Genomic DNA, 23,051 nt, shown 5'->3' with positions numbered 1-23,051 from the left:
CCAAAGATAAGACTGTATAATGATCATAAAATGAGTCTTACTTTCATTTGTAGGCAATTTTTGCAAATTCTATACTACAAAGATGTAGATAAATCATTATCAACGCCTATATTATACGATTCTCCTTTATAATTCAATATTTTTAAGGAAATTGTTACTCTTAAAATGTGAAAATCTGATGAAACTTGACAATTTACAACAATGTATTAGATAATGACTGTTTATTTTTCTATTTTATAATCAAAAAAAACAAAAAATCCCTCTACAATGAGAGGGATTTTTTCTTATAGTATAATCGCAATTAATCCGCCAGATCCTTCATTAATAATTCTTTCTAGCGTTTCTTTTAATTTATATCTAGCATTTTCTGGCATTAAAGATAATTTCGCCTGAATTCCTTCTCGAACAATCGAGCTAAGTGAACGTCCAAATATATCAGAATTCCAAATTGATAACGGGTCATCTTCAAAATCTTGCATTAAATAACGAACTAATTCTTCACTTTGCTTTTCAGTACCAATAATCGGCTCAAACGTTGACTCTACATCTACTTTAATCATATGAATAGATGGCGCTACCGCTTTTAACTTCACACCAAACCTTGAACCGTGACGAATAATTTCTGGCTCATCTAAGCTCATATCCGCTAATGCAGGTGCTGCTACACCATATCCTGTTTGCTTAACCATACGCAGTGCATCCGCCACTTGATCGTACTCTATTTTCGCATGAGATAAATCGAGCATAAGCTTTAACAAATGATCTTTCCCTCGAATTTCTACTCCTACTACTTCTTTTAAAATCTGATCATATAATTCATCTGGCGCATATAAATCAATCTCCGCCACACCTTGCCCCATATCAATGCCAGCTAGGCTCGCTCGATCAATAAATTCATATTGACTAAACTGCCAAACAACGCGATCCACATCACGAAGACGTTTTATATCCTTCACAGTTTCTTGAACTGCTTCTTGATAACTTTGACGCAACCAATGCCCTTCATTTAGCACCATTACCCAACTCGGAAGGTTCACATTCACTTCTAATACAGGGAATTCAAATAGCGCTTCACGAAGTACATTATATACATCTGTTTCTCTTAAACTCTCCACACTCATTGCAATAACCGGGATATCATATTCTTCTGATAAACTTTGGCGTAATTGCTCTGTATCTGGATGATACGGCTGTACCGTATTAATTATCATAATGAAAGGTTTTCCTACTTCTTTCAACTCATTTACAACGCGTTCTTCTGCCTCTATATAATCTCTTCTTGGAATTTCACCAATTGTTCCATCTGTTGTAATTACAACACCAATTGTTGAATGTTCTTGAATTACTTTACGCGTGCCGATTTCTGCAGCTTCATGGAATGGAATAGGTTCTTCATACCAAGGGGTATTAATCATACGCGGGCCATTCTCATCTTCATAGCCCTTCGCTCCAGGAACCGTATATCCAACACAATCTACTAATCGAATATTCACTTCAAGTCCTTCATCTACTTCGATAGAAACCGCTTGGTTTGGAACAAACTTCGGTTCCGTCGTCATAATTGTACGACCAGCAGCACTTTGAGGCAATTCATCCTGCGCTCTTTGACGGTCAGACTCATTCTCAATATTTGGAATAACTACAAGTTCCATAAATTTTTTAATGAATGTTGATTTCCCTGTTCGAACAGCTCCTACAACTCCAAAATAAATATCACCGCCTGTTCGTTCTGCAATATCTTTAAAAATATCTACCTTTTCCAAGTGATTCCCTCCCTCAAAATTTTTGGGAATAATTCCGCGTTTATAGTCAACTAATACCTTCTCTAACGTTGCCTATAATATCTGATATAATATAATGGTATTCTAGAAGTTCGGACAATATATCATATAATTTTGTCCAATTTCATATGACTATTAAAAAATATCTTTTGTTTGCATCGTAAGTTGTATAACATAAAAAACCTTTCTTCTAGAACTTATTCACTAAAAGAAAGGTTCATGACTTATCATTTTAAAAAAATTGGTTCTCCGTCCTTTACTGTGTACGGTAAAGAATAAGCTGGTACAAACGGGGAACCTTTCGAAAGTATATTTCGAATATCTTCTCCCTCTGTAAACTGCCCTTCATTTTTTTTCAAAGCGTCATATAGGTCGATTCTATAATCAACAAAAACTTCTCCTTTTTCATTAATTACAAAAGGAAGTCCTTTACCAGAATATGGACTTGTCACTTGTGGTACATCTTTATATCCTAGTTTTTTGAAATCCAATTCATATACACCATCTGAAATTACTTTTTTAAAAGGTGGATATTGATGTTCATCACGATACATCCTAAGCTTTAAAGATAGTTCCTGAATTTGTTCAGCCATCCTAACATCAATTAACTTTACTGTCGGATTTGTTTCAACGTCTATTAATACGTATTGATATACTCCTCCACTTTCATACGCATTCCCTGGCGCTTCTTGTATGTAACGCGGGGCAATCTGTTGAAAATCGATTGGATACTTTTGATAAATAGGTGTACTCATATCCCTCGTCTTAATTGGCAATATCCCATCATTTTGCTCCTTAAATGTCACAACAGCTTTTTGAACAACCTGTAGCTGATCTTCATAAGGAACCGCATTTTGCTTCATATTTTCTTTCGGATACAGACACCCCGTTAAAAGGCTCATACAACAAAATATTAAAATAATATGGAATTTTTTCACTAGCATCACCTTTTCATACTAATCTAATTTGCTCCGTATGTAGTATTTTCGAGACCATTCCATTTACTGCTGTACAGGTCCACTAAATACAACAAGAAAAATAACAATTCCTGACACAATCATAAGGGTGTACGCTACTAACGCTGTAATCCCTTTCAAAAATTTATTCTTTATTCTATGTCTACTTAATAAAATAAAACTTACTGCAAAAAACATAAATCCAATTGCCCCTAAAGCCAACCACATTTTCATAAGCCCTTCTGACATATACACACCCCTTTTTATTAATCTATTTTTATACTATTTTAACAAATTAAAATCTTTAAACAAATACAAAAAGAACATTTTACTACAAATCGCGAGTATGTAACTTTAATCAATAGGTTTTCCAGCATTTCTCACCAATCTAGGCAAAAATAAAACCGAAGCGATTGTATCTCTCGCTTCGGTTGACCAAATATGCCCAAAAACAGCTCTATTCCCATTCTTTCATGGCTATCATATGCAATCTCCAAACTCTTTGTTTCTCATAATTTATTTTTTAAACATTTTGCTTAACGAACCAAAATCTGTTGGCATATTATTATTAATAATCGCTTTTACAATTTGATCCTCTTGCTCTTTCGGCACTTCACGTCCCGCCATAAGAGCCACTTGATGAATTAATTGACGAAGTACAGTTTCATCACGTAAATTCGCATTTTGCACGGATGATGCTAATTTAAAAATATCCTCTTTATTTACTTTCGCTTCCTTCTCAATATTATTAAAAATATTATTATCCATTCTTTTCACCCTCTCCTCAAGTTACTCTTCATCCTATGCAAAAATGAAAAAATGGTGAAAAGACCCAAAAAATAAAAAAGCGACAGAAGTACAAATGTACTTCTGTCGCTTTTCTTTACAGTAAATCAGGTATAGCTTCCACTTCATGTTTTCGAACACGTCCCATCAATGAGCCTACTGCATCTTTTACGTTATTCCCATTGAACAGCACGTCATATAAAGCAGCTGTAATCGGCATTTCAACTTCCATTTTCTCTGCCAATTCATGAGCAGCTTTCGTTGTTCTTACACCTTCCACAACCATACCCATGCTTTCTAACACTTCTTCTAAAGAGTGTCCTTTTCCAAGCATATTTCCAGCGCGCCAATTTCGGCTATGAACACTTGTACAAGTTACAATTAAGTCTCCCATACCAGTTAGACCAGCAAACGTTAACGGATTCCCGCCCATTTTTCTTCCTAAACGAGCAATCTCTGTTAAACCACGTGTCATCAATGCCGCCTTTGCATTATCACCTAATCCAAGACCATCAGTTATACCAGCAGCTAATGCGATAATATTTTTTAACGCACCACCAAGTTCAACTCCAACGATATCTGGATTTGTGTATACACGAAAATAACTATTCATAAATAAATCTTGTACTTCCTCAGCCGCTTCCATACGCTTTGCTGCAGACGTAACTGTTGTCGCTTGTCGTAAACCGACTTCTTCAGCATGACTCGGTCCAGACAGTACAACAACATCTTTAATTAAGTGCTCTGGAATTTCTTCCTCAATCACTTCCGAAATACGTTTTGACGTACCAGGTTCAATTCCTTTGCTCGCATGAATCCAAGTAATTGGTTCAGTAACAATTTCTTTCATCTCTTGTAATACATCTCTGTACGCTTTCGTTGGTACTACTAGCAGTACTGTATTTACATCTACTAATGCTTCTTCTAAAGAAGAGTAGGCTACGATTGTGCTTGGCAATGTAATGCCTGGGAGATATCGACTATTCTCATGTTTCGTATTAATTTCATCCATAAGTTCTGGGCGATTTCCCCAAATACGTACATCATGTCCATTGTCAGCTAATACCATCGCTAACGCTGTTCCCCAGCTACCTGCTCCTACTACTGTGATTTTTGTCATAAAATCACATCCTCTCCATTAGTCTCTTGCTCTAGCGATAATGTGAATCGGCGTTCCTACGAAGCCAAATGATTCACGTAAGCGATTCTTTAAGAAACGCTCATATGAGAAGTGCAATAATTCTGGATCGTTTACAAACACAACAAATGTCGGTGGTTTTACCGCAACTTGTGTTGCATAGAAAATTTTCAGACGGCTACCATTATGAGTTGGCGTCGGATTCATCGCTACCGCATCCATAATTACATCGTTTAATACGTTCGTTTGAATACGGATACTATGACTTTCATTTACCTCATCGATAACCGGTATTAATGTTTGTGTACGTTTTCTCGTTTTTGCAGATAAGAAAACAATTGGTGCGTATTCTAAGAATTGGAAATGAGCACGGATATTTTCTTCAAATGCTTTCATTGTTTTTTCGTCTTTTTTCACTGCATCCCATTTATTTACAACGATAACAACAGCTCGCCCTGAATCATGAGCATATCCAGCGATTTTTTTATCTTGCTCAATAATTCCTTCTTCACCATCTAAAACAACTAAAACAACGTCAGAACGTTCAATCGCTCTTAGCGCACGAAGTACACTATATTTTTCTGTACTTTCATACACTTTTCCTTTTTTACGCATACCAGCTGTATCAATAATTACATAATCTTTTCCATCTTTACTATATGGTGTATCGACAGCATCACGAGTTGTTCCTGCTACATTACTAACAATTACACGCTCTTGACCAAGAAGAGCATTTACAAGTGATGATTTCCCTACGTTTGGACGTCCAATTAAAGAGAAACGAATTGTGTCTTCATCATATCCGTCTTCTTCAATCTTTGGAAAATGTTGTGCAGCTTCGTCTAGTAAGTCACCTAACCCTAATCCGTGTGTACCTGAAATTGGGAATGGTTCGCCAAATCCTAATGCATAAAAGTCATAAATGTCACTGCGCATTTCCGGATTGTCTACTTTATTTACTGCAAGTACAACCGGTTTATTTGAACGATATAAAATTTTTGCAACTTCTTCATCAGCTGCTGTTACACCGTCACGACCGTTTGTCATAAAAATGATAACATCCGCTTCATCAATTGCTACTTCAGCTTGTTGACGAATTTGTGTCAAAAACGGCTCGTCTCCAATATCAATTCCGCCCGTATCAATAATGTTAAATTCATGATTTAACCATTCTCCAGCGCTATAAATACGATCGCGCGTTACACCTGGAATATCTTCTACGATTGAAACTCTTTCTCCAACAATTCTATTGAAAATAGTAGATTTCCCTACGTTCGGGCGACCTACTATCGCTATTACTGGTTTCGGCATATACTTTCATCCTTTCAACTTGCTTCTGTTTATTATGTAAAAAACCCTTCTTTGTGCAAGAAGGGATTTGCATTCCAGAATATTTCTCAACGTATCAAAACACCTCACATTATAACACACGTTGCTAATGTTTCACAATAATATATACATTCTCTTGTAAGCGATGTGCAATACCATCTAAAATTGCTTCTAAATTATTTGCAACAAATTCTAGTTCCTCCGTCGATTCGCAAACGAATAAAGGAGCACCACCTGCAAATTTTTCTGGAGTCGTTGTTATAACTGCCAGAATAACACTTTCTAACATCATCTCTTATCTCCCCTTCCTTTTGGGGCTTCCGATGACATATGGACAGCACTTTCTAACGTTGGTACATTTCCTATGACACCTATCGCTTTCTCTGCATCTTGATCTTGCGGCAGGACAAAAATCCCAACCCTGCCATCCTCTAAATCACGCTTTGCTAACGGTACAAGCGCTGGTGTACCAGAATCTCTATAAATCCCTAACGCTACTGAAACATCGTGTAAAATAGCTTGTCGTTGCCCTAAATTTGAGACTGTAACCATCGCATCAATTGATTTCGGCTTTAAAATAAAACCCATACCATATTTCATAATTTCTTCTTGTCTTGCTGGCAATCCAATATTCATAATGTAAATATTGTCAATATAAAGCCCTGCTCCTTCAAAACGAAGCGGAACGTGCTCAATTTCAACAAGATCATGTAGCCTTTTACCAGACATTAATTTTTTCGCGATAAAAAATGCGATTATAGCCATAATTACTCCTGCAATCCATGAACGGAATCCTATATACGCAAACGTCGTTGCAAACGACGTTAACATTGCCAAATAGTTGCGACTTTCAAAAACCAATGCAATTCCTTCAATGTATGTATTTCCACGCGGTACGAGCTCATACCCATCTAATTGTTGAAGCGTATTTCTTTCCATATTACGTACATCACGAAATTGTGTCGCTGCTAATGTAAGAAATGTAATGGCAGAAAAATCTTTTTTCAAAATAGACGGGATTGCAATCGCTCCTAAAGCAGCTGCAATTAACCCCATTGCAATATGAATAATTTTCCCATGTAGCCTCGTCGGATATTGCCGCGTATCCGTCCGAAGCATTAGCACCCTTGTAACTGTCCCTGCTATTACGCCGCATAAAATGGCTGGTGTATATTCAGTCATGTATTACCCTCGCCTTTCTTTTACGTGTTTTTCTCTTAAACCGTTCCATGTATACTGATGCTTTTGCAATCCAAAACAATATTGCCATGAATAATGTAGAAATGGCGACGATATCAAAAAATGCTAAACTACCGTAATCATATGGAAAATTCAATTTCCTAAAAATAAATGTCACTAGCAGCTCTCCTTGTAACATCCCTACATATAGAGAACATAATCGTAATATGCGATCCCCATGCAATAACACCGATGCATACACAAGAGCACTACTTAGCAGAAACACTCTATCCACCACAATCCAAATCGGATCATATATTTCTAACAGATGAAAACTCGTATATAACATTGCAATAATAAGTGCCGAAAGTAAGCTATACAATTTTTTCCAGACGGAATATAGCGTGATCCCTATAAAAGAAATAATACAAAGTAAAAGAGCATTTACTGATACCACGAATGAGGCAATCGTTACATGTAACGGAGAGCAAATTATAAAAATCAGTATACAAGCGCCTAACTTCCACCGGATAGGGTCCTTTTTCATAAAAAAGGTTACAATGATCCACCCTATCCAAGCTACAAAATAAAAAGTACTTCCATCCATCAACTTCACCTCCTATGTTTTCCATTATGGGAACTTTTTATGAAAGTTAATCCACTTTATTTACGCATAGTTTTTTCTTATAACAGCAACACTTTTAACAAGGAGGTGTTATTCATTATGGGTAAAGATCGCCAAGAACGAAAACTACGAGAATCACGCCGCGTTGAATCCGATCGTGATCAATCACTACAATATCCAGGTGCAACTGGACTTGATACACCAGAACAGGCTCGAAAACAAAACCAGCACTAATTAATACAAAAAGACGGTTTCTATATTGTACGAAACCGTCTTTTACATAATCAGTTTAATGATTTCTATTTATATCGAAATAATATTTCGCATACTATATCTTCCCATTACTTCTTTTTACCTTCACCTATTCCCATTAAAAATTAAGTTCTCTCCAGTAATTCGACAACACACCATCTACATTTTTCAACCCTTTTTCAATTACAATTTTTACGAAATGATATTTTTATATAATACTAATTCCATTCTCCACTTTATATTACGAAAAAGAATAGAACAAAAAAAAATCAACCGAATGGTTGATTTTTTATCTCCTACTATAATGCGCAGTATCAATACCACGCTGCATTAACCAATGATATGTTTCACCCTTTACAACAAGAGGTACAGATTGCAACTCTTCTATCGTCTTCGCACCAAGAGCTGTCATTATAAATTTCAAATCTGTATGTAGAAGCTCAATTTCATCTACTAACTTCTCGATACCATCTTGCATTAAAATACGTAAAAAATAACCAGCAAACGCAGTTGTATTCGCCCCTAATGCGATTGCTTTCGCTACGTCAAGCGCTGTTTGTATACCCCCAGATGCAATAAAAGAGAGGTTATTATTTGTAGAGGTTGCTTCAATAATCGAGGTTGCTGTTTGTATGCCCCAGTTATTAAAATAAGAAAGCATTCGCTGTCTTCTTTCGTTTTCAACAGCAGCAAAATTCGTACCACCTTGCCCACCAATATCAATTGCTGTTACACCTACGTTCACTAACTGTTGCATTGTTTCCTTACTCATCCCAAATCCAACTTCTTTTACAATGATAGGAACTTTACTATTTAAAACAATTTTCTCAATGCGCTGAAGTACTCCAGTAAAATCACGGTCTCCTTCTGGCATCGTTAACTCTTGTATGACATTTAAATGAATTTGTAATGCATTCGCTTCAATCATATCAACGGCGCGCTCTGCCTGCTCGATAGTTGCCTCACTACCTAAATTAGCAAAGAAAATACCATTTGGGTTTACCTTTCTAATCACCTTATAAGAAGCAGCTTCACTTTCATCTTTTAACGCCGCCATTTGCGAACCTACAGCCATAGCAAGGTTATGATGTTTCGCTACATATGCTAATTGCTCATTAATATGTAACGTTTTCTCTCCTCCACCACCAGTCATCGCATTGATAAAAATCGGCGAACTTAGTGAAAGTTCGCCGATTTTTGTTTCACATGTTATTGTGTCATAATTTGAATTTGGCAAGCTTTGATGCACAAAATCAATATCATGAAAGCCATGCGTACGAGACTGACCAGTAGAAAGAGCGTATTCAATATGATCTAATTTACGTTTTGCCCTTACCACTTGTACCCCTCATTATTTCTTTAATTTTTTCAGTTGTTCACCAATAATATCACTTAATTGGAAAGTAGCAGAATCAGCATTTGGCTCATACTGACTATAATCTTCAGTTACATTATTTTCCTCAAGCGCTTCTTTTATACTTAAAGAAATACGTTTCTCTGCTACGTGAACTTCAAGTACTTTCACTTTTACTTCTTGTCCCATTTCCAATACTTCATTCGGATTTTTCACGTGACGATTTGCAATTTGAGATACGTGTACAAGCCCTTCAACGCCCGGTAAAATCTCAACGAATGCACCAAATGTAACAAGGCGTTTTACTACTCCCTCACGAATATCTCCAGCTTTTATTTCGCCAGCAACGTTTTCCCAAGGTCCTGGTTGAGCTGCTTTAATTGATAAAGAAATACGTTGTGTATCAGCATCAACAGATAACACCTTTACCTTAACCTTTTGACCTTGCTCTAACACTTCAGAAGGTTGCTCTACACGTTCGTGTGAAATTTGTGAAATGTGAACTAAACCGTCCACTCCACCAACGTTAACGAATGCGCCAAAGTCAGTTAATCGTTGTACTGTTCCTTCAACAACGTCCCCTTCTTTTAATGAAGAAATTGCTTCTTTTTTCTTAGAATCTAGTTCTAATTCTACTACCGCTTTATGCGAAAGGATTACACGATTTTTTTCACGGTCTAATTCAACAATTTTCACCGCTAATGTTTTACCTTTATAGTCAGTAAAGTCTTCTACATAATGTACTTCTACAAGTGAAGCTGGAATAAAACCGCGAACACCAAGGTCCACAACTAATCCGCCATTCACAATATCTTTTACAGTAACATCAAATACATGACCAGAAGTAAATTTCTCTTGTAGTTCTACCCATGCTTTTTCTGCATCAACAGCACGTTTAGATAAGACAAGATCATCTTCTTCTAATTTAATAATTTTCAACTCTAGTGTTTGATCTAATTCTACAACATCGCTTGCTTTTTCAATATGAACGTTAGCTAATTCACTAATTGGAATTACGCCATCTGTTTTGTATCCAACATTTACAAGCACTTGTTTCTCTTCAACCTTCGTTACAGAACCTGTAACAACGTCACCAACTTGTAATTCTTTTGAATCCATAACTTCTTCATTCATTTTCTCTACCATGGAAATACCTCCCTACAGAATTGACAAAGCATTTTTTATGTATATACGAAATGAAAACAAAGTTTTCATTTGCATGTTTAAGAATTTCTCATCACATACTCTTTTTCAATAACATTCACAAGAAAATATATTAAACCTATATAAATAGTATACAGCAAAACCAGCTTGAAAAAAGTATGTTTTGAAATATAATAGCGAATATATTCTGACAGTTTTATTCCTCTTTAACTAACTTCTTACAAATCAGCTCATTTGTCAAGGAAAGAGACTCACAATTCACGTATCCTTTACATTTCTATTTAAACAAAAAAAGAAAGAGGACTATCCCCTTTCTTTATTTCGCAAACACTCCAGAAACAATGCTCATAATTTTTTGGACAACTTCTTCAATTGATAAAGAAGTCGTATCTAATTCCAATGCATCATCAGCCTTTTTTAGTGGAGAAACTTCGCGTTCTGAATCTAATTTATCACGCTGAGCAATTTCTTCTTTTAGCTGCTCTAAATTAGATTCGAAACCTTTATTTAAATTTTCTAAATGTCTTCTTTCCGCTCTTTCTTCAACAGAAGCAAGCATAAAGATTTTCACTTCAGCATCCGGTAATACATGTGTACCAATATCACGGCCGTCCATTACAACGCCGCCTTTTTTCGCTAACTCTTGCTGACGACGTACCATTTCTTCACGAACAAGGCGATGTTTCGCTACAATAGATACTCGATTCGTCACATCAGGTGTACGAATTACTTCAGAAACATCTTGTCCATTTAAAAATACAAGCTGTGTATTTTCTCCTTGCTGAAACTCAATATTTACATTCTTTACAACTTCCATTAACTGCTCTTCATTTTCAATGTCTACTTTTTGTTCAAGGGCTGCATATGTAAGCGTACGGTACATTGCGCCTGTATCAATATAAACGTAAGAAAGTTCCTTCGCAACAACTTTTGCCACTGTACTTTTCCCAGCAGCTGCTGGACCATCTATAGCAATTGAAATTCGTTTATCCATTGTAACACCTCATTTTTTCACTTATAAAACAAAACGAAAAGCAGGTGTTCACCCTGCTTCTTCTCATTTGCTTCACGTCATTAAATCCTCAATTATTGTAGCATAATCCTTCATAGAAGAAAATGAAAACTACCTATTCACCTGCAAGATTTCCACTTTGTTTTTTACCATGACACCCTCATAATAAACAATTTTAGATAAATATTTCACTGATGACTTATGTATAAATAACAATTGCACAACAGAAAGACAAATGAATTGTATTATTAATATACGAATAAAAATTCTCTCCACCTTTTTCACCGGAATTCTTCCCTCCTATACTATATTTGCACATTTCGTTTCATAATTTTATACATCGTACATATAGCAGTTAATTTTATTGTCATTTTCGAGGCATACTTTTATACATTTCCATTGTCGAATTTACTCAAAACATGTTATGTTCTAAATGTATTTTTTTACTTGAAAGGGGTATAAGCATTGAAAAGAATCCTAGTTTTACACACAGGTGGAACAATTGCAATGGAGGAAGATAAAGAAACTGGGGTCGTACAACCAGGTGAAAAAAATCCTCTTTTAAAATTCATTCCTGATTTAGAAGGCGATGTTGATTTAATCGTTGAAGATGTGTTCCACCTACCATCTCCTCATATGACACCGAGCGAAATGTTACAATTACAAGTCATCATTGATGAAAGAGTAAAACAAGACAACATTCATGGCGTAGTCATTACGCATGGCACGGATACATTAGAAGAAACAGCTTATTTCTTAGATTTAACAGTACAAGCAACTATTCCGATCGTAGTGACAGGTGCAATGCGCTCTAGCAATGAGTTAGGTGCTGATGGTCTATATAACTTCTTATCAGCTGTAAAAGTTGCTAGTTGTGATGAAGCTGCAGAAAAAGGTGTTTTAGTCGTATTAAACGACGAAATTCATTGCGCTACAAATGTAACGAAAACACATACAAGTAATGTTGCAACATTCCAAAGCCCACAATACGGACCAATTGGAATGGTAACAAAACGCGGCGTTGTCTTCCATCACGCTTTAGTACATCACGAAACATATACGATAAACAAAGTGTCTAAAAATGTAGTTGTTCTAAAAGCATATGCTGGCATGGATGATACATTATTAGCAGCAATCGAAAATCTTCCTGTAGACGGCATTGTTATCGAAGCTCTTGGACAAGGTAATCTCCCTCCAAGAACACTACCTAGTCTAGAAAGATTATTAAATAGAGGTATTCCTGTCGTATTAGTTTCTCGCTGTTTCAACGGTATCGTTCAAGACGTATATTCGTATGAAGGTGGCGGTAAACACTTAAAAGATATGGGCATTGTATTCACATACGGCTTAAATGCACAAAAAGCACGCATTAAATTACTTGTTGCATTAGAGAATACAAATTCTCATGAATCCATTCAAAATATGTTTATGCACGAATAAAAAGGAGCTGTCGAGGTTTTCCCGACAGCTCCTTTTTATTTTTCTCTTGATGCAATGGTTTGCGCAATCGCATCTCCATGAAATCTTCCGTTCTCGATAAATATTTCATTTGCATTATTTCCAGCAGCAATGACACCTGCAATGAAAATATTTTCAGCATTCGTTTCCATTCTATCCTCTGTATAAATTGGACGTCCTGTTTCTTCATCAATCTGAACACCCATCTTCGTTAAGAAGCTATGATCAGGATGATAACCAGTCATCGCAAATACAAAATCGTTTTTGATTGTAAGAGCTTCACCATCAACTGTAAACGTTAATGTATGCTCAGTAATTTCTTTCACATGAGCCCCAAAATGCATTTGAATTGTACCATTTCGTACTAACGCCTCAAATTCCGGCAAAATCCAAGGCTTTATGCTTGGTGAATACTCACTTCCACGATACAGTACCGTTACACGTGCACCAGATTTAACAAGTTCTAACGCGGCATCTACACTCGAGTTTTTCCCACCTATAACTACTACATCTCGATCAAAATAAGGATGCCCCTCTTTAAAATAGTGAGCTACTTTCTTCAATTCCTCACCTGGAACATTCATATAATTTGGATTATCATAATATCCAGTTGCTACAACAATATATTTCGCTATATATATTTCCTTACTTCCGTCACGCTTTGTCGTCTCAACCTGAAAAGCTTCTCCATCTTTTTGAACTTTCTCCACTCGCTCAAAAGCATTTACACGTACAGATTTACGTCTTACTACTTCACGATAATACGCAAGCGCTTGATTTCGAACTGGCTTACGATTTTCTGTAATAAAAGCTACATCACCAATTTCTAATTTTTCACTAGAAGAGAAAAATGTTTGATGAGTTGGATAATTATAAATGGCATTTACAATGTTTCCTTTTTCAATTACTAACGGATTTATCCCTACCTTTTGCAACGAAATTGCAGCCGCTAATCCGCACGGACCGCCTCCGATTATAATAACTGTTTCTTTCTGCATACTCGTCCACTCCTAGTCTTCTACCAATACACTATTTATAAAAACAAGAAAAAACCTACTTACAGCAGTAGGCACCTATCTTTATTGTATTCATTTTTCATATATTTGTCATCTAAACGAAACGTACATCCGATAGACATCTGCTAAAAACTGCTGAAATTTAATACCTTGTTTCCCTAATACATTCTCAGGATCAATCTTTCTAGCTGGATCAAGCGTTTTATGTGACACGATATCTTTTTTCGGATTTAAGCCAAAGTTTTGGCATAAATACGCATGATACCATGTAAAACGATTATATGCTTCCCAAAAGTTAACATCACCACCATAACAAAGTTCCACTCCAATGGCCGCCTTATTCGCGTCATAGCCATATAAGTCATTATCCGTCGGCACACCATATCGAACATGATACGCAACTTCATTTATAGGAATAATCTCCAATATTGTTTTATCATCTATAAATGTATGCGCCGAAGCTTTCGGTTGTAATTCATTAAAGTAATCTCGATTCCCTATCGCATTGCTTCCAGGATTCCCCGTATCATGGCTTACAATAAATCTCACTTTAGTCAGAGGAATCCCCGGTCGTGAACTTCCATATCCAATATAGTTGCGCTCTATAGGAAACATCGCCATTGCTACCAACTCCCGCTCTAGAAGATTACCTTACTTCCTTATATATGTATTCGGTAGCAATGTCCTTATCGCATATTTCTTACGCGAAGAGAAAATCGAAAATATTTGAAGTGAACACCATAAACAACACTATACTTACAGCCACTCCATAAAAACCGTAAAACCAAACACAATCTTCTTTCGTATCTAAACCGAAAAATTTATTTACCGATTGTAATAATGTGCCACGCTTGCTTTGTTTGTTTCGTAATACTTCCACTCGCTCTACAACATCTGCTGGCATCATAAATCTTTGGTCTACTGTCATTTTCATCATTTATCTCTCCTTAAAATCATTTCCGTTTTGTTTATCTAAGGAGAGTATAGCACGTTTGTTCGTATAGAACAAGCGTTCTTTTTATTTTTATTTTATTTTTCAGCAAGCCAAGTAAAAATCGAGATTACAACGGCAATAATCGGCCCTACTACAACCACACCAAATACCAAAAACAGTAACCCTTCCCCGAACATCCGAACGGTACTTATTTTTCGAGCTTTCATCGTTCTTGCAAGTTCTCCCTCTAACCTCTTAACCTTCTCTTCTAATTGTTCTACTCGTTCCAGCATTTCATTCTCCATATACAACACCTCATTTAATACTTCAACAAAAAAACGTGATTCCCTCGAAAGGAAATCACGTTTTCTCAAGATATAATATTTTATACCCAACCTCTGAAGCGGCTTGCTTCAGCCATTTTACGAACACCAACCATGTACGCCGCTAAGCGCATGTTCACTTTACGAACTTGTGCTGTTTCATAAATAGAATCAAATGATCTTACCATTACTTTTTCTAAACGTTGTTCTACTTCTTCTTCAGTCCAGTAGTAACCTTGGTTGTTTTGTACCCACTCAAAGTAAGATACTGTTACACCACCAGCACTTGCTAACACGTCTGGAACAAGCAAAATTCCGCGATCTGTTAAAATTTTAGTCGCTTCTAATGTTGTTGGACCATTTGCAGCTTCAACAACGATTTTCGCTTTAATATCATTAGCATTTTCTTCTGTAATTTGGTTCTCAATTGCAGCTGGTACTAAAATATCGCAATCAAGTTCTAACAATTCTTTGTTTGAAATTGTATTGTTAAATAGCTTTGTTACTGTACCGAAGCTATCACGACGGTCTAATAAATAATCAATATCTAATCCGTTTGGATCATGTAACGCGCCGTAAGCATCTGAGATTGCAATAACTTTCGCACCTGCATCATGCATAAATTTAGCTAAGAAGCTACCAGCATTACCGAATCCTTGAACAACAACGCGTGCACCCTTAATATCAATGCCACGTTTTTTAGCAGCTTCGCGAATACAAATTGTTACACCTTTCGCTGTTGCTGTTTCACGTCCATGTGATCCACCTAATACAAGCGGTTTACCTGTAATAAATCCTGGTGAATTAAATTCATCAATACGGCTATACTCATCCATCATCCACGCCATAATTTGAGAGTTTGTGAATACATCTGGAGCTGGAATATCTTTCGTCGGACCTACGATTTGGCTAATTGCTCGTACATAACCGCGGCTTAATCTTTCTAACTCACGGAATGACATTTCACGTGGATCACAGATAATTCCACCCTTACCTCCACCATATGGTAAATCAACAATACCACATTTTAAACTCATCCAGATTGAAAGTGCTTTCACTTCATTTTCTGTTACATTCGGATGGAAGCGAATTCCACCTTTCGTTGGACCAACAGCATCATTATGTTGCGCACGATATCCTGTAAATATTTTAACAGTCCCGTCATCCATACGAACTGGTATTTTCACTGTCATCATACGAATTGGTTCTTTTAATAATTCATATACTTCGTTTGGATAACCCAATTTTTCTAACGCTTCACTAATAACAATTTGTGTTGAATTCAATAGTTCAAAATGTTGTTCCCTTTGTTGTTGTGTTTTTGTTTGAGTTCCCTTTTCGGCTACCATAGTAAGTAAACCCCCTGTAATTTCACTTGTTTAGTAAACCTTCATTGCCTAGTATACACCCTTAAATTTGGAATGCAATAGAAAACGCTAACAAATATATACAAACTATTTTCTGTTGCAAGCGTTTTCACTATTATTATAGTCCTTTTATTACTTTTAGAAAAGTAAAATACTTAAATATTTAAATATTTTTTATTTTCATCAACCACACTCCCATAAAACTGCATATTTTATTTTCAAAAAGTATGTTCGAGTATTTACAATCATCCCTTCCCTTCTCCAAATAAAAACAAAACCTCAGCTATGTTGTATTAGCTGAGGTTTTGTTTTTTCACAAAGTAATTGTGTATTTGTTCTATCGCGTTAACATCCATTAATTCTTTACCGTACTCCATGATGCGATAAATGGTTGCTGTAGACGGATTACCGTATTCCGCTAAAATAGCTATAAAATCCGCCTTTAACAATTGAATTTGTTCCTCTTCTTCCACCCAAAGATAGAAGCGCTCATCCCACGTATATAGCTTTCCGCCAGTTACACCAAGGTTATATAAGCGATTCGACAGGTTAATTACGTCATCTAGCGTAGCAAACTCATATAATATATGCTCACTTTCATCTAGAGTCACTTGCATTTCAATAAACTCGTCACGGAACTCATCATCTGTATCCATTTCTTGATTTTCTTTCGTTACAATTACAACCATCCCTTGTGCTTGTAGAGAAAACACTTCAACTGCAATCGGACCATCTGCTTCAAACCCTAATTCCTTATTTGCTTCTTGCATCATATCACGAAATAATTGCTGTACTTTCGGTGCATTTCTCCATAAATCTTCTTTCGTTAATCCTCGTTCAGATAAATCATCAAATGTTAGAAAAATTTTTATCTTATTGTAATTTAATCGTTCCAGCCTCATCTCATACCCTCCCTACGTAACCAATGCATCTAATTTTTATTATATGAAATAGAAAATAGATGGTTCTTTTCGAACAACTATTCCGACATTTTTAACCATCCATCCCATTCTTCTTTCGTATCACCAATTAAGATTGTTTCAATGTCCAACTGGTTTAGAACGCCTAGCTTTCCGATAAATCCAACAGAAAGAGATTCCCTTTTTTCTTGTAATAAATTTATAAAGTTCATCGTCTTTTTCATTTCTTGTTCGTCAGCAAAAGATATAAATACATATTTCGGCTGTATTTCCTCTACCGCTGATAACATACCATCTTCAGCTAAGCTTGTCCTAATATATATCGCCTCATATCCTTTTAAGCGTAAATAAGTTGAAAAAATAAATCCTTTCAATGCATCCTTTTCTAACACAATAACTTTGTGTAAAGAGGAAAACATTGAGGCATTGTGATACACCATCCCTAGACGCGTTTGTAAAAATGATAGTGCATATTGAAATTGCACCATTGAAATCTCATTATTATTTTTTGACGTTAATAATTTGTCTGTCACTCGAAGAACGATACTGGCAACAACCTTTTCTGTTGAATATATACTAAAAGCTTCGTTTAATAATGCAGCAATTGTAATTTCATCAAATTTTAACAAAGCTTGTAGCAAATCGTCCACTAAAACAACTTCTTTATCGAAATGTATCTCTTTTTGAACTGTACTCTGCAAACGATTCTCTTCTAATAACTGAACTGCTTGTCCAATCATCATACCGGAAGAAACTTTTTCCATTAACCATTTTAAAATTTGAATATGCTCTTCTGTATATAAGCGATGCCCAGCTTGATTCCGCTTTGGGGCAATAATTTGATATCGTCTTTCCCATGCACGAAGCGTACTCGGCTGAACTCCAATTATATTCGAAACGGCTTTTATATTATATTTCCCACTAAGAGTTGGCATCATTTCCCTCCGCACAATGTAATGATATGTGTTTGAGCAGGTGCTCGGAAACGAAGTGGTATCAATGTTGTTCCATACCCATTACTAACAAAGAGAATCGTATTCAAATGGTTATATACGCCACCTTTTAAATATTTTTTAGATGGGAATAATCGGATTTGTCCTCCATGCGTATGTCCACTTAACACAAGTGAAATCTGTTCATTTCCAGACATTTTTTTTATTATATCAGGGTTGTGACTAACTAGGATACGAAAACCATCTTCTTTACAATCCGCCAATGCCAAATCTAGACGATCACGGTGCAATCCAACATCATCTATACCGAGCAAACAAATTTTCTCTCCTAATTCAGACTCAAATACCACTCTTGTATTATCTAAAACTTTTACGTTATTTTCTAATAATAACGCATCTAATTCATGATATTCTATCTCATAATCATTGTTTCCCCACACAAAATATACAGGACCTATCTCTCTTAACTTTTGAATATTCGCAGAGATTTTTGATAAAGAGACACCTTTCTCTGCTAAATCTCCTCCGATAATTACGAGATCTACTTTTCCTTTTACTTGTTCAATTAACAAATTCGAAATGACCCTTCTATGAATATCAGAAATAAAAAACACATTTACTTTTTGAAAACTTTTCGGAAATTCTTTAAATACTAAAGTATGTTCCAACACCGTATTACGCATCGCTTCTTTATACATCACAAAAAGTAATAAAATCCCCATGCCTATGAGAGTACTGAATAATATAATCCATATCATATTTTTGACTCCCTCCTCATAAAGATAATCCTAGGCTTTTATAACAAACTGTGATCGCTTAACTCGCTAGCTTTCTTGCTTTGTGGACTTATCTTTTATCGGAATTTTTAATTCTTGACCTGCACTCACTTCATCTTCCTGCAAGTTATTATACTTTTTAATTACTTCAATTCCATTTCCATCTGAAAAATATTGCTTCGCTATACTTTCTAAAGTTTCTCCCTCTTTCACAGTATGCGTTATTACTTTTTCAGAATGTTTCTGCGACTCAGATTTAGCTGAATCAAAGAAGATTACTTCAAACGCACTTTTTCCAGCATTATTACTATCACCCTTCACCTGAATATATTTATCCGTGTACCACAAAATACTAATCGGCAGAAGAATGAATAGAAATGTTAAAACCCGGACGAAAATGTGATTTATTTTAAACTTTTGTTTTTTCTCTTTATTTCTATGAATTTCACTACGCGGCGGTAAACTTTCTTTTTCTTCCACTCGCTCAACTTCTAATTCCTCTTCAAAATCAGGAATTCGTTTCCTCATGTTGTTCACCACCACCTTCCATTTATTTTCTTAATTGGAGTCCCATTATAAAATCAACAAGAAAGTGTGCAAAGATTGTTATAAACAAATTTCCTGTCCATTCAAATACATAACCAAAGACAAAACTAATAAAACAGACGAAACAAAATAAAAATGGCTTTGTTATATAACGAATATGTAACACTGCAAATACGAAGCTCGCAATTACAATTCCAAAATGAGTCTGTACTACACCTCTAAATAAAAATTCTTCTGCAAAACCAATCAAGAACGTAATAACGAGTAAGTGTAGAACGGACATTCCTCGAAACATCTTATCGTTAATACCACCATCATCAAACCATGACTCCGGAAACACTCGCATTGCAACATAATCTAATAACACAATACCAATCGCTAACAAACCACCTATAATAAGTATAGATACTGGTTCCCATTTCCATAAATTAAAGACTTCTTTTACATCTTGAAATAATATATATGCCAGTAAACAGCCAATACCGATAATAATTAACTGTGTTATATATAGATTCAGCCTTATTTCCTGCGGACTCATATCTTCAACATTATGCCTTTGAATGTTCATCATTCCTCCATCTTTTCTAGGCCGAAAAGCTTTTGTAACTCTGTTTCCCAATTATAGTCGAAATCCGATTGTTGCGCTCGTCTTTTTTTATAATCTTCTTTGGTAATACCGCAATAATCGCAGCAATTAATTAACTCTTGCTCTTTCCTATAACCGAACTGTTGCAGCACATATTCACGTCTACACCCTTTAACTTGTATCCATGACTTCATATTTTCTAGCTCACTATATTTATTACGCAACCTTATTTCTACTTCAGCTATTAATCGATTCATGATTTCATCTGACAAACCTTCTAATAATAATCTTCGTTGTTGTATAATTCCAACCTGTTCGAGATGATAACGAACGAAACGCCAATATTGCTCATTAAATCTTGCTGCATTATAACAAATTTCTTCTACATCTTCTATTGGTAATTCCTTCGTTTGAAATATTCTTTCTTGTAGTAAAGAAAATAAAAATTTTATTTGTGACTTACTTGGCAATTCATCCTCAATGATTGAAATTGGTAAATCATGATCCAACGGACTACATAATAAAATAGCTATACTCGGTTCGCCATCTCTTCCAGCTCTTCCGATTTCTTGTAAGTAAGAGGCTATATTAGTTGGATAATGAAAATGAATAATATATCGCGTATTCGCCTTATTTACCCCCATACCAAATGCACTTGTGCATATTACAAGTTGCAATTGATCGTTCATAAACTGCTGTTGAATTAACATACGCTCTTCATGTTCCATACCACCATGATAAAAAGCTACACCAGTAACACCTTTCCCTCTCAAGTATTCCGTTAACCTTTCTGTCCACGCTCTACTTGAGCAATATACAATCCCCGGCCCTTGTAAATACATCACCTGCTCTAAAAGCGCCTCTTTCTTTTCTTCTATCGTCTCTACAAATTGCACATCCATTGCAATATTAGGACGATCAATAGAGTATACATGTTCCGCGGCACCCTTTAAATTTAAACTATCTGCGATATCCTGCAGTACCCCTTTTGTCGCTGTGGCTGTCAATGCTAATACTGTAGGAGAACCAATATTTTCAATAACTACATTTAGTTTTTTATAGTCCGGTCTAAAATCATAACCCCATTGAGAAATACAATGAGCCTCATCAACAACAAATAATGAAATATGAATTTTCTTCAATTCCCTAATTAATAACTCCGACTGCAACATCTCTGGTGAAACAAAAATAAATTTATATGAAGATAATTTTTTCATCGCTTCTCTTTTTTCATTTAATGTCCGAAAACTATTAAATGCTATCACTCGGTTTTTCACAACATACTTTAATTGTGTCACTTGATCTTCCATTAAAGATAATAACGGTGATACAACAAGCACTGTTCCTTCTCGCATAAGCCCCGGAAACTGATAGCACATAGATTTCCCTCTTCCAGTCGGAAGCATTGCTATCACATCTTTTCCTTCTAATAAATCTGTAATTACTCCTTTTTGACCTGGACGAAATTCAGAATATCCAAACCACTTATATAAATATTCTTCAAGTTTCATTTACACCCTCCATCCGCGCTAATACAAGACGAACTTCAAAATAAGAGATATCTTCTCCAACCGCTTGTTTCAAAACACGTAACTTCCGCGTTTGCAATGCTTCAATTACTTTTATTACTTTGTCTATCTTTTCTTTTTCCATAAACATTTCAATAGAAAAATCTTTTTCTCGCAAAGCAATTTCAACAAAATGATCTTCTATCGTTGCAACCTTTAAATTCCGAATCGTCGCTATTTCTTCTAAAGAACGTCCTTGTCTCCAAAAATTATATGTTTTTTTCGTGGATAAACTAAATAATTCAGCTCTCTCATTTGGATAAGATATAATTTCAGCTAATAGTGGAAATTCATTTTCTTTATCACGAACTTCTTGTATAAAGAAATGTATTGTACCCCAAAATAAAAAATACACCCTGAATATATCTTGTTTCGTAATTTCTGCTAATTGTTGCAATGTACAACCAATGCGTTCATAACCCGTTAATCGATATGTTACAATCGTCGCTTCTATCGCATTACTCTTTTCTAAAAGATTATGTACTTCCGTCCATAGTTTTCTCGCCAACTCACTTCTCTTATATGGCCTTCCTGTTAGAAAACGTTTCACCCACATCATTATTTCTGTATCTTGCTGAATTGGAATAAACCTCGTATTATTCTGTTGTAAATTTGATATGGTTTGAATAATTAATGATAATCTTTTCCAAAATGTTTCACCTAATTCACCATAATGTAAACCATGCAAATGCGCCGGAAAAGCATAAACTTCCTCCCATTTATGTAACTGCATTTTACCCGTAGGTGTTAACACATATGTATTTTCATGTATTTCTTGAATAAAATCCGCTTGCAACAACTTTGCAACTTCACCATCATAGTCATTTCTATTTAATGATTTATATATTCCGAACAAAAAAGAAATTCGGAACATATTTCCATCTTGTAAAGTTTGCGAAGAACGTTTGCCCTTTAGTAAATAATAAATAGAAGAAACGGTTCTTTCACCATTCAATTGTTTTAAACAATGCAACAAAGTATATTGTATTTGCATGACCGCTTCCACCTTCCAATCTTAACTTCATTCT

General features: G+C 35.6%; 27 protein-coding genes. 2 read left to right on the top strand and 25 right to left on the bottom strand.

What is annotated here, in order from left to right:
• Positions 1-284 precede the first annotated feature (284 nt).
• The 9 genes from spoIVA to ACTFN4_RS08480 all read right to left on the bottom strand — a co-directional run bounded on the left by spoIVA (position 285) and on the right by ACTFN4_RS08480 (position 7,776).
• Positions 285-1,763 carry a stage IV sporulation protein A gene (spoIVA, locus tag ACTFN4_RS08520; protein ID WP_000416519.1) on the bottom strand — a complete coding sequence of 493 codons (1,479 nt, stop codon included), beginning with the start codon at positions 1,761-1,763 and terminating at the stop codon, positions 285-287.
• A gap of 245 nt (positions 1,764-2,008) precedes the next feature.
• Complete coding sequence (locus ACTFN4_RS08515; protein WP_000713407.1) at positions 2,009-2,719, bottom strand: hypothetical protein; 711 nt, start codon at positions 2,717-2,719, stop codon at positions 2,009-2,011.
• 63 nt (positions 2,720-2,782) lie between these two features.
• On the bottom strand, positions 2,783-2,986 hold the full coding sequence (locus ACTFN4_RS08510; protein ID WP_001289008.1) for a DUF2768 domain-containing protein: 204 nt from the start codon (positions 2,984-2,986) through the stop codon (positions 2,783-2,785).
• A 267-nt stretch (positions 2,987-3,253) separates the two neighbouring features.
• Entirely contained in the window at positions 3,254-3,505 is a 252-nt protein-coding gene (locus tag ACTFN4_RS08505) for a stage VI sporulation protein F (protein WP_000369754.1), read from the bottom strand.
• Between the two features lie 115 nt (positions 3,506-3,620).
• The gene (locus ACTFN4_RS08500; RefSeq protein WP_000161763.1) at positions 3,621-4,643 is read right to left on the bottom strand and encodes an NAD(P)H-dependent glycerol-3-phosphate dehydrogenase; all 1,023 of its coding nucleotides are present in this window, start codon (positions 4,641-4,643) and stop codon (positions 3,621-3,623) included.
• Between the two features lie 18 nt (positions 4,644-4,661).
• Complete coding sequence (gene der, locus ACTFN4_RS08495; protein WP_001125893.1) at positions 4,662-5,972, bottom strand: ribosome biogenesis GTPase Der; 1,311 nt, start codon at positions 5,970-5,972, stop codon at positions 4,662-4,664.
• Positions 5,973-6,096: 124 nt separating this feature from the next.
• Positions 6,097-6,282 carry a capping complex subunit for YIEGIA gene (locus tag ACTFN4_RS08490; RefSeq protein ID WP_000979059.1) on the bottom strand — a complete coding sequence of 62 codons (186 nt, stop codon included), beginning with the start codon at positions 6,280-6,282 and terminating at the stop codon, positions 6,097-6,099.
• Positions 6,279-7,172 (bottom strand): YIEGIA family protein, encoded by an 894-nt coding sequence (locus tag ACTFN4_RS08485; RefSeq protein ID WP_322368938.1) that lies wholly within the window; start codon positions 7,170-7,172, stop codon positions 6,279-6,281. Before ACTFN4_RS08485 ends, ACTFN4_RS08490 begins: the two co-directional genes overlap by 4 nt.
• Entirely contained in the window at positions 7,165-7,776 is a 612-nt protein-coding gene (locus ACTFN4_RS08480; RefSeq protein ID WP_000349103.1) for a YphA family membrane protein, read from the bottom strand. The genes ACTFN4_RS08485 and ACTFN4_RS08480 overlap by 8 nt, the downstream gene beginning before the upstream one ends.
• A 117-nt stretch (positions 7,777-7,893) precedes the next feature.
• Here ACTFN4_RS08480 and ACTFN4_RS08475 point away from each other — a divergent pair, with 117 nt between their 5' ends.
• Positions 7,894-8,028, top strand: a complete 135-nt coding sequence (locus ACTFN4_RS08475) for a YpzI family protein (protein ID WP_000513900.1) — start codon at positions 7,894-7,896, stop codon at positions 8,026-8,028.
• Between the two features lie 307 nt (positions 8,029-8,335).
• On the opposite strand, the gene ACTFN4_RS08470 is transcribed toward ACTFN4_RS08475, so the two are convergent.
• From ACTFN4_RS08470 to ACTFN4_RS08455, 4 genes are all read right to left on the bottom strand, one after another.
• A complete protein-coding gene (locus ACTFN4_RS08470) occupies positions 8,336-9,385 on the bottom strand; it encodes a type 2 isopentenyl-diphosphate Delta-isomerase (RefSeq protein ID WP_000251036.1) in 1,050 nt (349 codons plus the stop codon).
• Positions 9,386-9,397: 12 nt separating this feature from the next.
• Complete coding sequence (gene rpsA, locus ACTFN4_RS08465) at positions 9,398-10,546, bottom strand: 30S ribosomal protein S1 (protein ID WP_000229559.1); 1,149 nt, start codon at positions 10,544-10,546, stop codon at positions 9,398-9,400.
• 334 nt (positions 10,547-10,880) lie between these two features.
• A complete protein-coding gene (gene cmk / locus ACTFN4_RS08460; RefSeq protein ID WP_061456975.1) occupies positions 10,881-11,558 on the bottom strand; it encodes a (d)CMP kinase in 678 nt (225 codons plus the stop codon).
• 129 nt (positions 11,559-11,687) lie between these two features.
• Positions 11,688-11,861 carry a YpfB family protein gene (locus tag ACTFN4_RS08455; RefSeq protein WP_322368939.1) on the bottom strand — a complete coding sequence of 58 codons (174 nt, stop codon included), beginning with the start codon at positions 11,859-11,861 and terminating at the stop codon, positions 11,688-11,690.
• Between the two features lie 180 nt (positions 11,862-12,041).
• On the opposite strand from ACTFN4_RS08455, the gene ansA reads away from it, so the two are divergent.
• Positions 12,042-13,016, top strand: coding sequence for an asparaginase (ansA, locus tag ACTFN4_RS08450; RefSeq protein WP_000822010.1), 975 nt, complete (start codon positions 12,042-12,044; stop codon positions 13,014-13,016).
• Between the two features lie 35 nt (positions 13,017-13,051).
• On the opposite strand, the gene ACTFN4_RS08445 is transcribed toward ansA, so the two are convergent.
• The 12 genes from ACTFN4_RS08445 to ACTFN4_RS08390 form a co-directional block, all read right to left on the bottom strand.
• Positions 13,052-14,032 carry a YpdA family putative bacillithiol disulfide reductase gene (locus ACTFN4_RS08445; protein WP_001168522.1) on the bottom strand — a complete coding sequence of 327 codons (981 nt, stop codon included), beginning with the start codon at positions 14,030-14,032 and terminating at the stop codon, positions 13,052-13,054.
• A 108-nt stretch (positions 14,033-14,140) separates the two neighbouring features.
• Positions 14,141-14,671 (bottom strand): peptidoglycan recognition protein family protein, encoded by a 531-nt coding sequence (locus ACTFN4_RS08440; RefSeq protein ID WP_001240655.1) that lies wholly within the window; start codon positions 14,669-14,671, stop codon positions 14,141-14,143.
• A 79-nt stretch (positions 14,672-14,750) separates the two neighbouring features.
• The gene (locus ACTFN4_RS08435) at positions 14,751-14,987 is read right to left on the bottom strand and encodes a DUF3961 domain-containing protein (protein ID WP_322368940.1); all 237 of its coding nucleotides are present in this window, start codon (positions 14,985-14,987) and stop codon (positions 14,751-14,753) included.
• Positions 14,988-15,079: 92 nt separating this feature from the next.
• On the bottom strand, positions 15,080-15,289 hold the full coding sequence (locus ACTFN4_RS08430; protein WP_000426763.1) for a hypothetical protein: 210 nt from the start codon (positions 15,287-15,289) through the stop codon (positions 15,080-15,082).
• 80 nt (positions 15,290-15,369) lie between these two features.
• Complete coding sequence (gudB, locus tag ACTFN4_RS08425) at positions 15,370-16,656, bottom strand: NAD-specific glutamate dehydrogenase (protein WP_000225173.1); 1,287 nt, start codon at positions 16,654-16,656, stop codon at positions 15,370-15,372.
• Between the two features lie 311 nt (positions 16,657-16,967).
• Positions 16,968-17,576: a genetic competence negative regulator gene (locus tag ACTFN4_RS08420; protein ID WP_001235402.1), complete on the bottom strand. Its 609-nt coding sequence runs from the start codon at positions 17,574-17,576 to the stop codon at positions 16,968-16,970.
• Between the two features lie 77 nt (positions 17,577-17,653).
• Positions 17,654-18,529 carry a MerR family transcriptional regulator gene (locus ACTFN4_RS08415; RefSeq protein WP_001142718.1) on the bottom strand — a complete coding sequence of 292 codons (876 nt, stop codon included), beginning with the start codon at positions 18,527-18,529 and terminating at the stop codon, positions 17,654-17,656.
• Positions 18,529-19,305, bottom strand: coding sequence for a metallophosphoesterase (locus ACTFN4_RS08410; RefSeq protein ID WP_000637791.1), 777 nt, complete (start codon positions 19,303-19,305; stop codon positions 18,529-18,531). Before ACTFN4_RS08410 ends, ACTFN4_RS08415 begins: the two co-directional genes overlap by 1 nt.
• Positions 19,306-19,371: 66 nt before the next feature.
• Positions 19,372-19,851, bottom strand: coding sequence for a LysM peptidoglycan-binding domain-containing protein (locus ACTFN4_RS08405; RefSeq protein ID WP_001231553.1), 480 nt, complete (start codon positions 19,849-19,851; stop codon positions 19,372-19,374).
• Between the two features lie 22 nt (positions 19,852-19,873).
• Positions 19,874-20,437, bottom strand: coding sequence for a CPBP family intramembrane glutamic endopeptidase (locus ACTFN4_RS08400; RefSeq protein WP_001025780.1), 564 nt, complete (start codon positions 20,435-20,437; stop codon positions 19,874-19,876).
• Positions 20,437-21,966 carry an ATP-dependent DNA helicase RecQ gene (gene recQ / locus ACTFN4_RS08395; protein WP_000762973.1) on the bottom strand — a complete coding sequence of 510 codons (1,530 nt, stop codon included), beginning with the start codon at positions 21,964-21,966 and terminating at the stop codon, positions 20,437-20,439. The genes ACTFN4_RS08400 and recQ overlap by 1 nt, the downstream gene beginning before the upstream one ends.
• On the bottom strand, positions 21,956-23,017 hold the full coding sequence (locus ACTFN4_RS08390; protein WP_001167004.1) for a helix-turn-helix domain-containing protein: 1,062 nt from the start codon (positions 23,015-23,017) through the stop codon (positions 21,956-21,958). Before ACTFN4_RS08390 ends, recQ begins: the two co-directional genes overlap by 11 nt.
• Positions 23,018-23,051 lie beyond the last annotated feature (34 nt).

This window comes from Bacillus cereus group sp. MYBK95-2, from assembly GCF_051915225.1.
Taxonomy (GTDB): domain Bacteria; phylum Bacillota; class Bacilli; order Bacillales; family Bacillaceae_G; genus Bacillus_A; species Bacillus_A cereus.
This window is presented reverse-complemented; position numbering and strand designations above follow the sequence as displayed.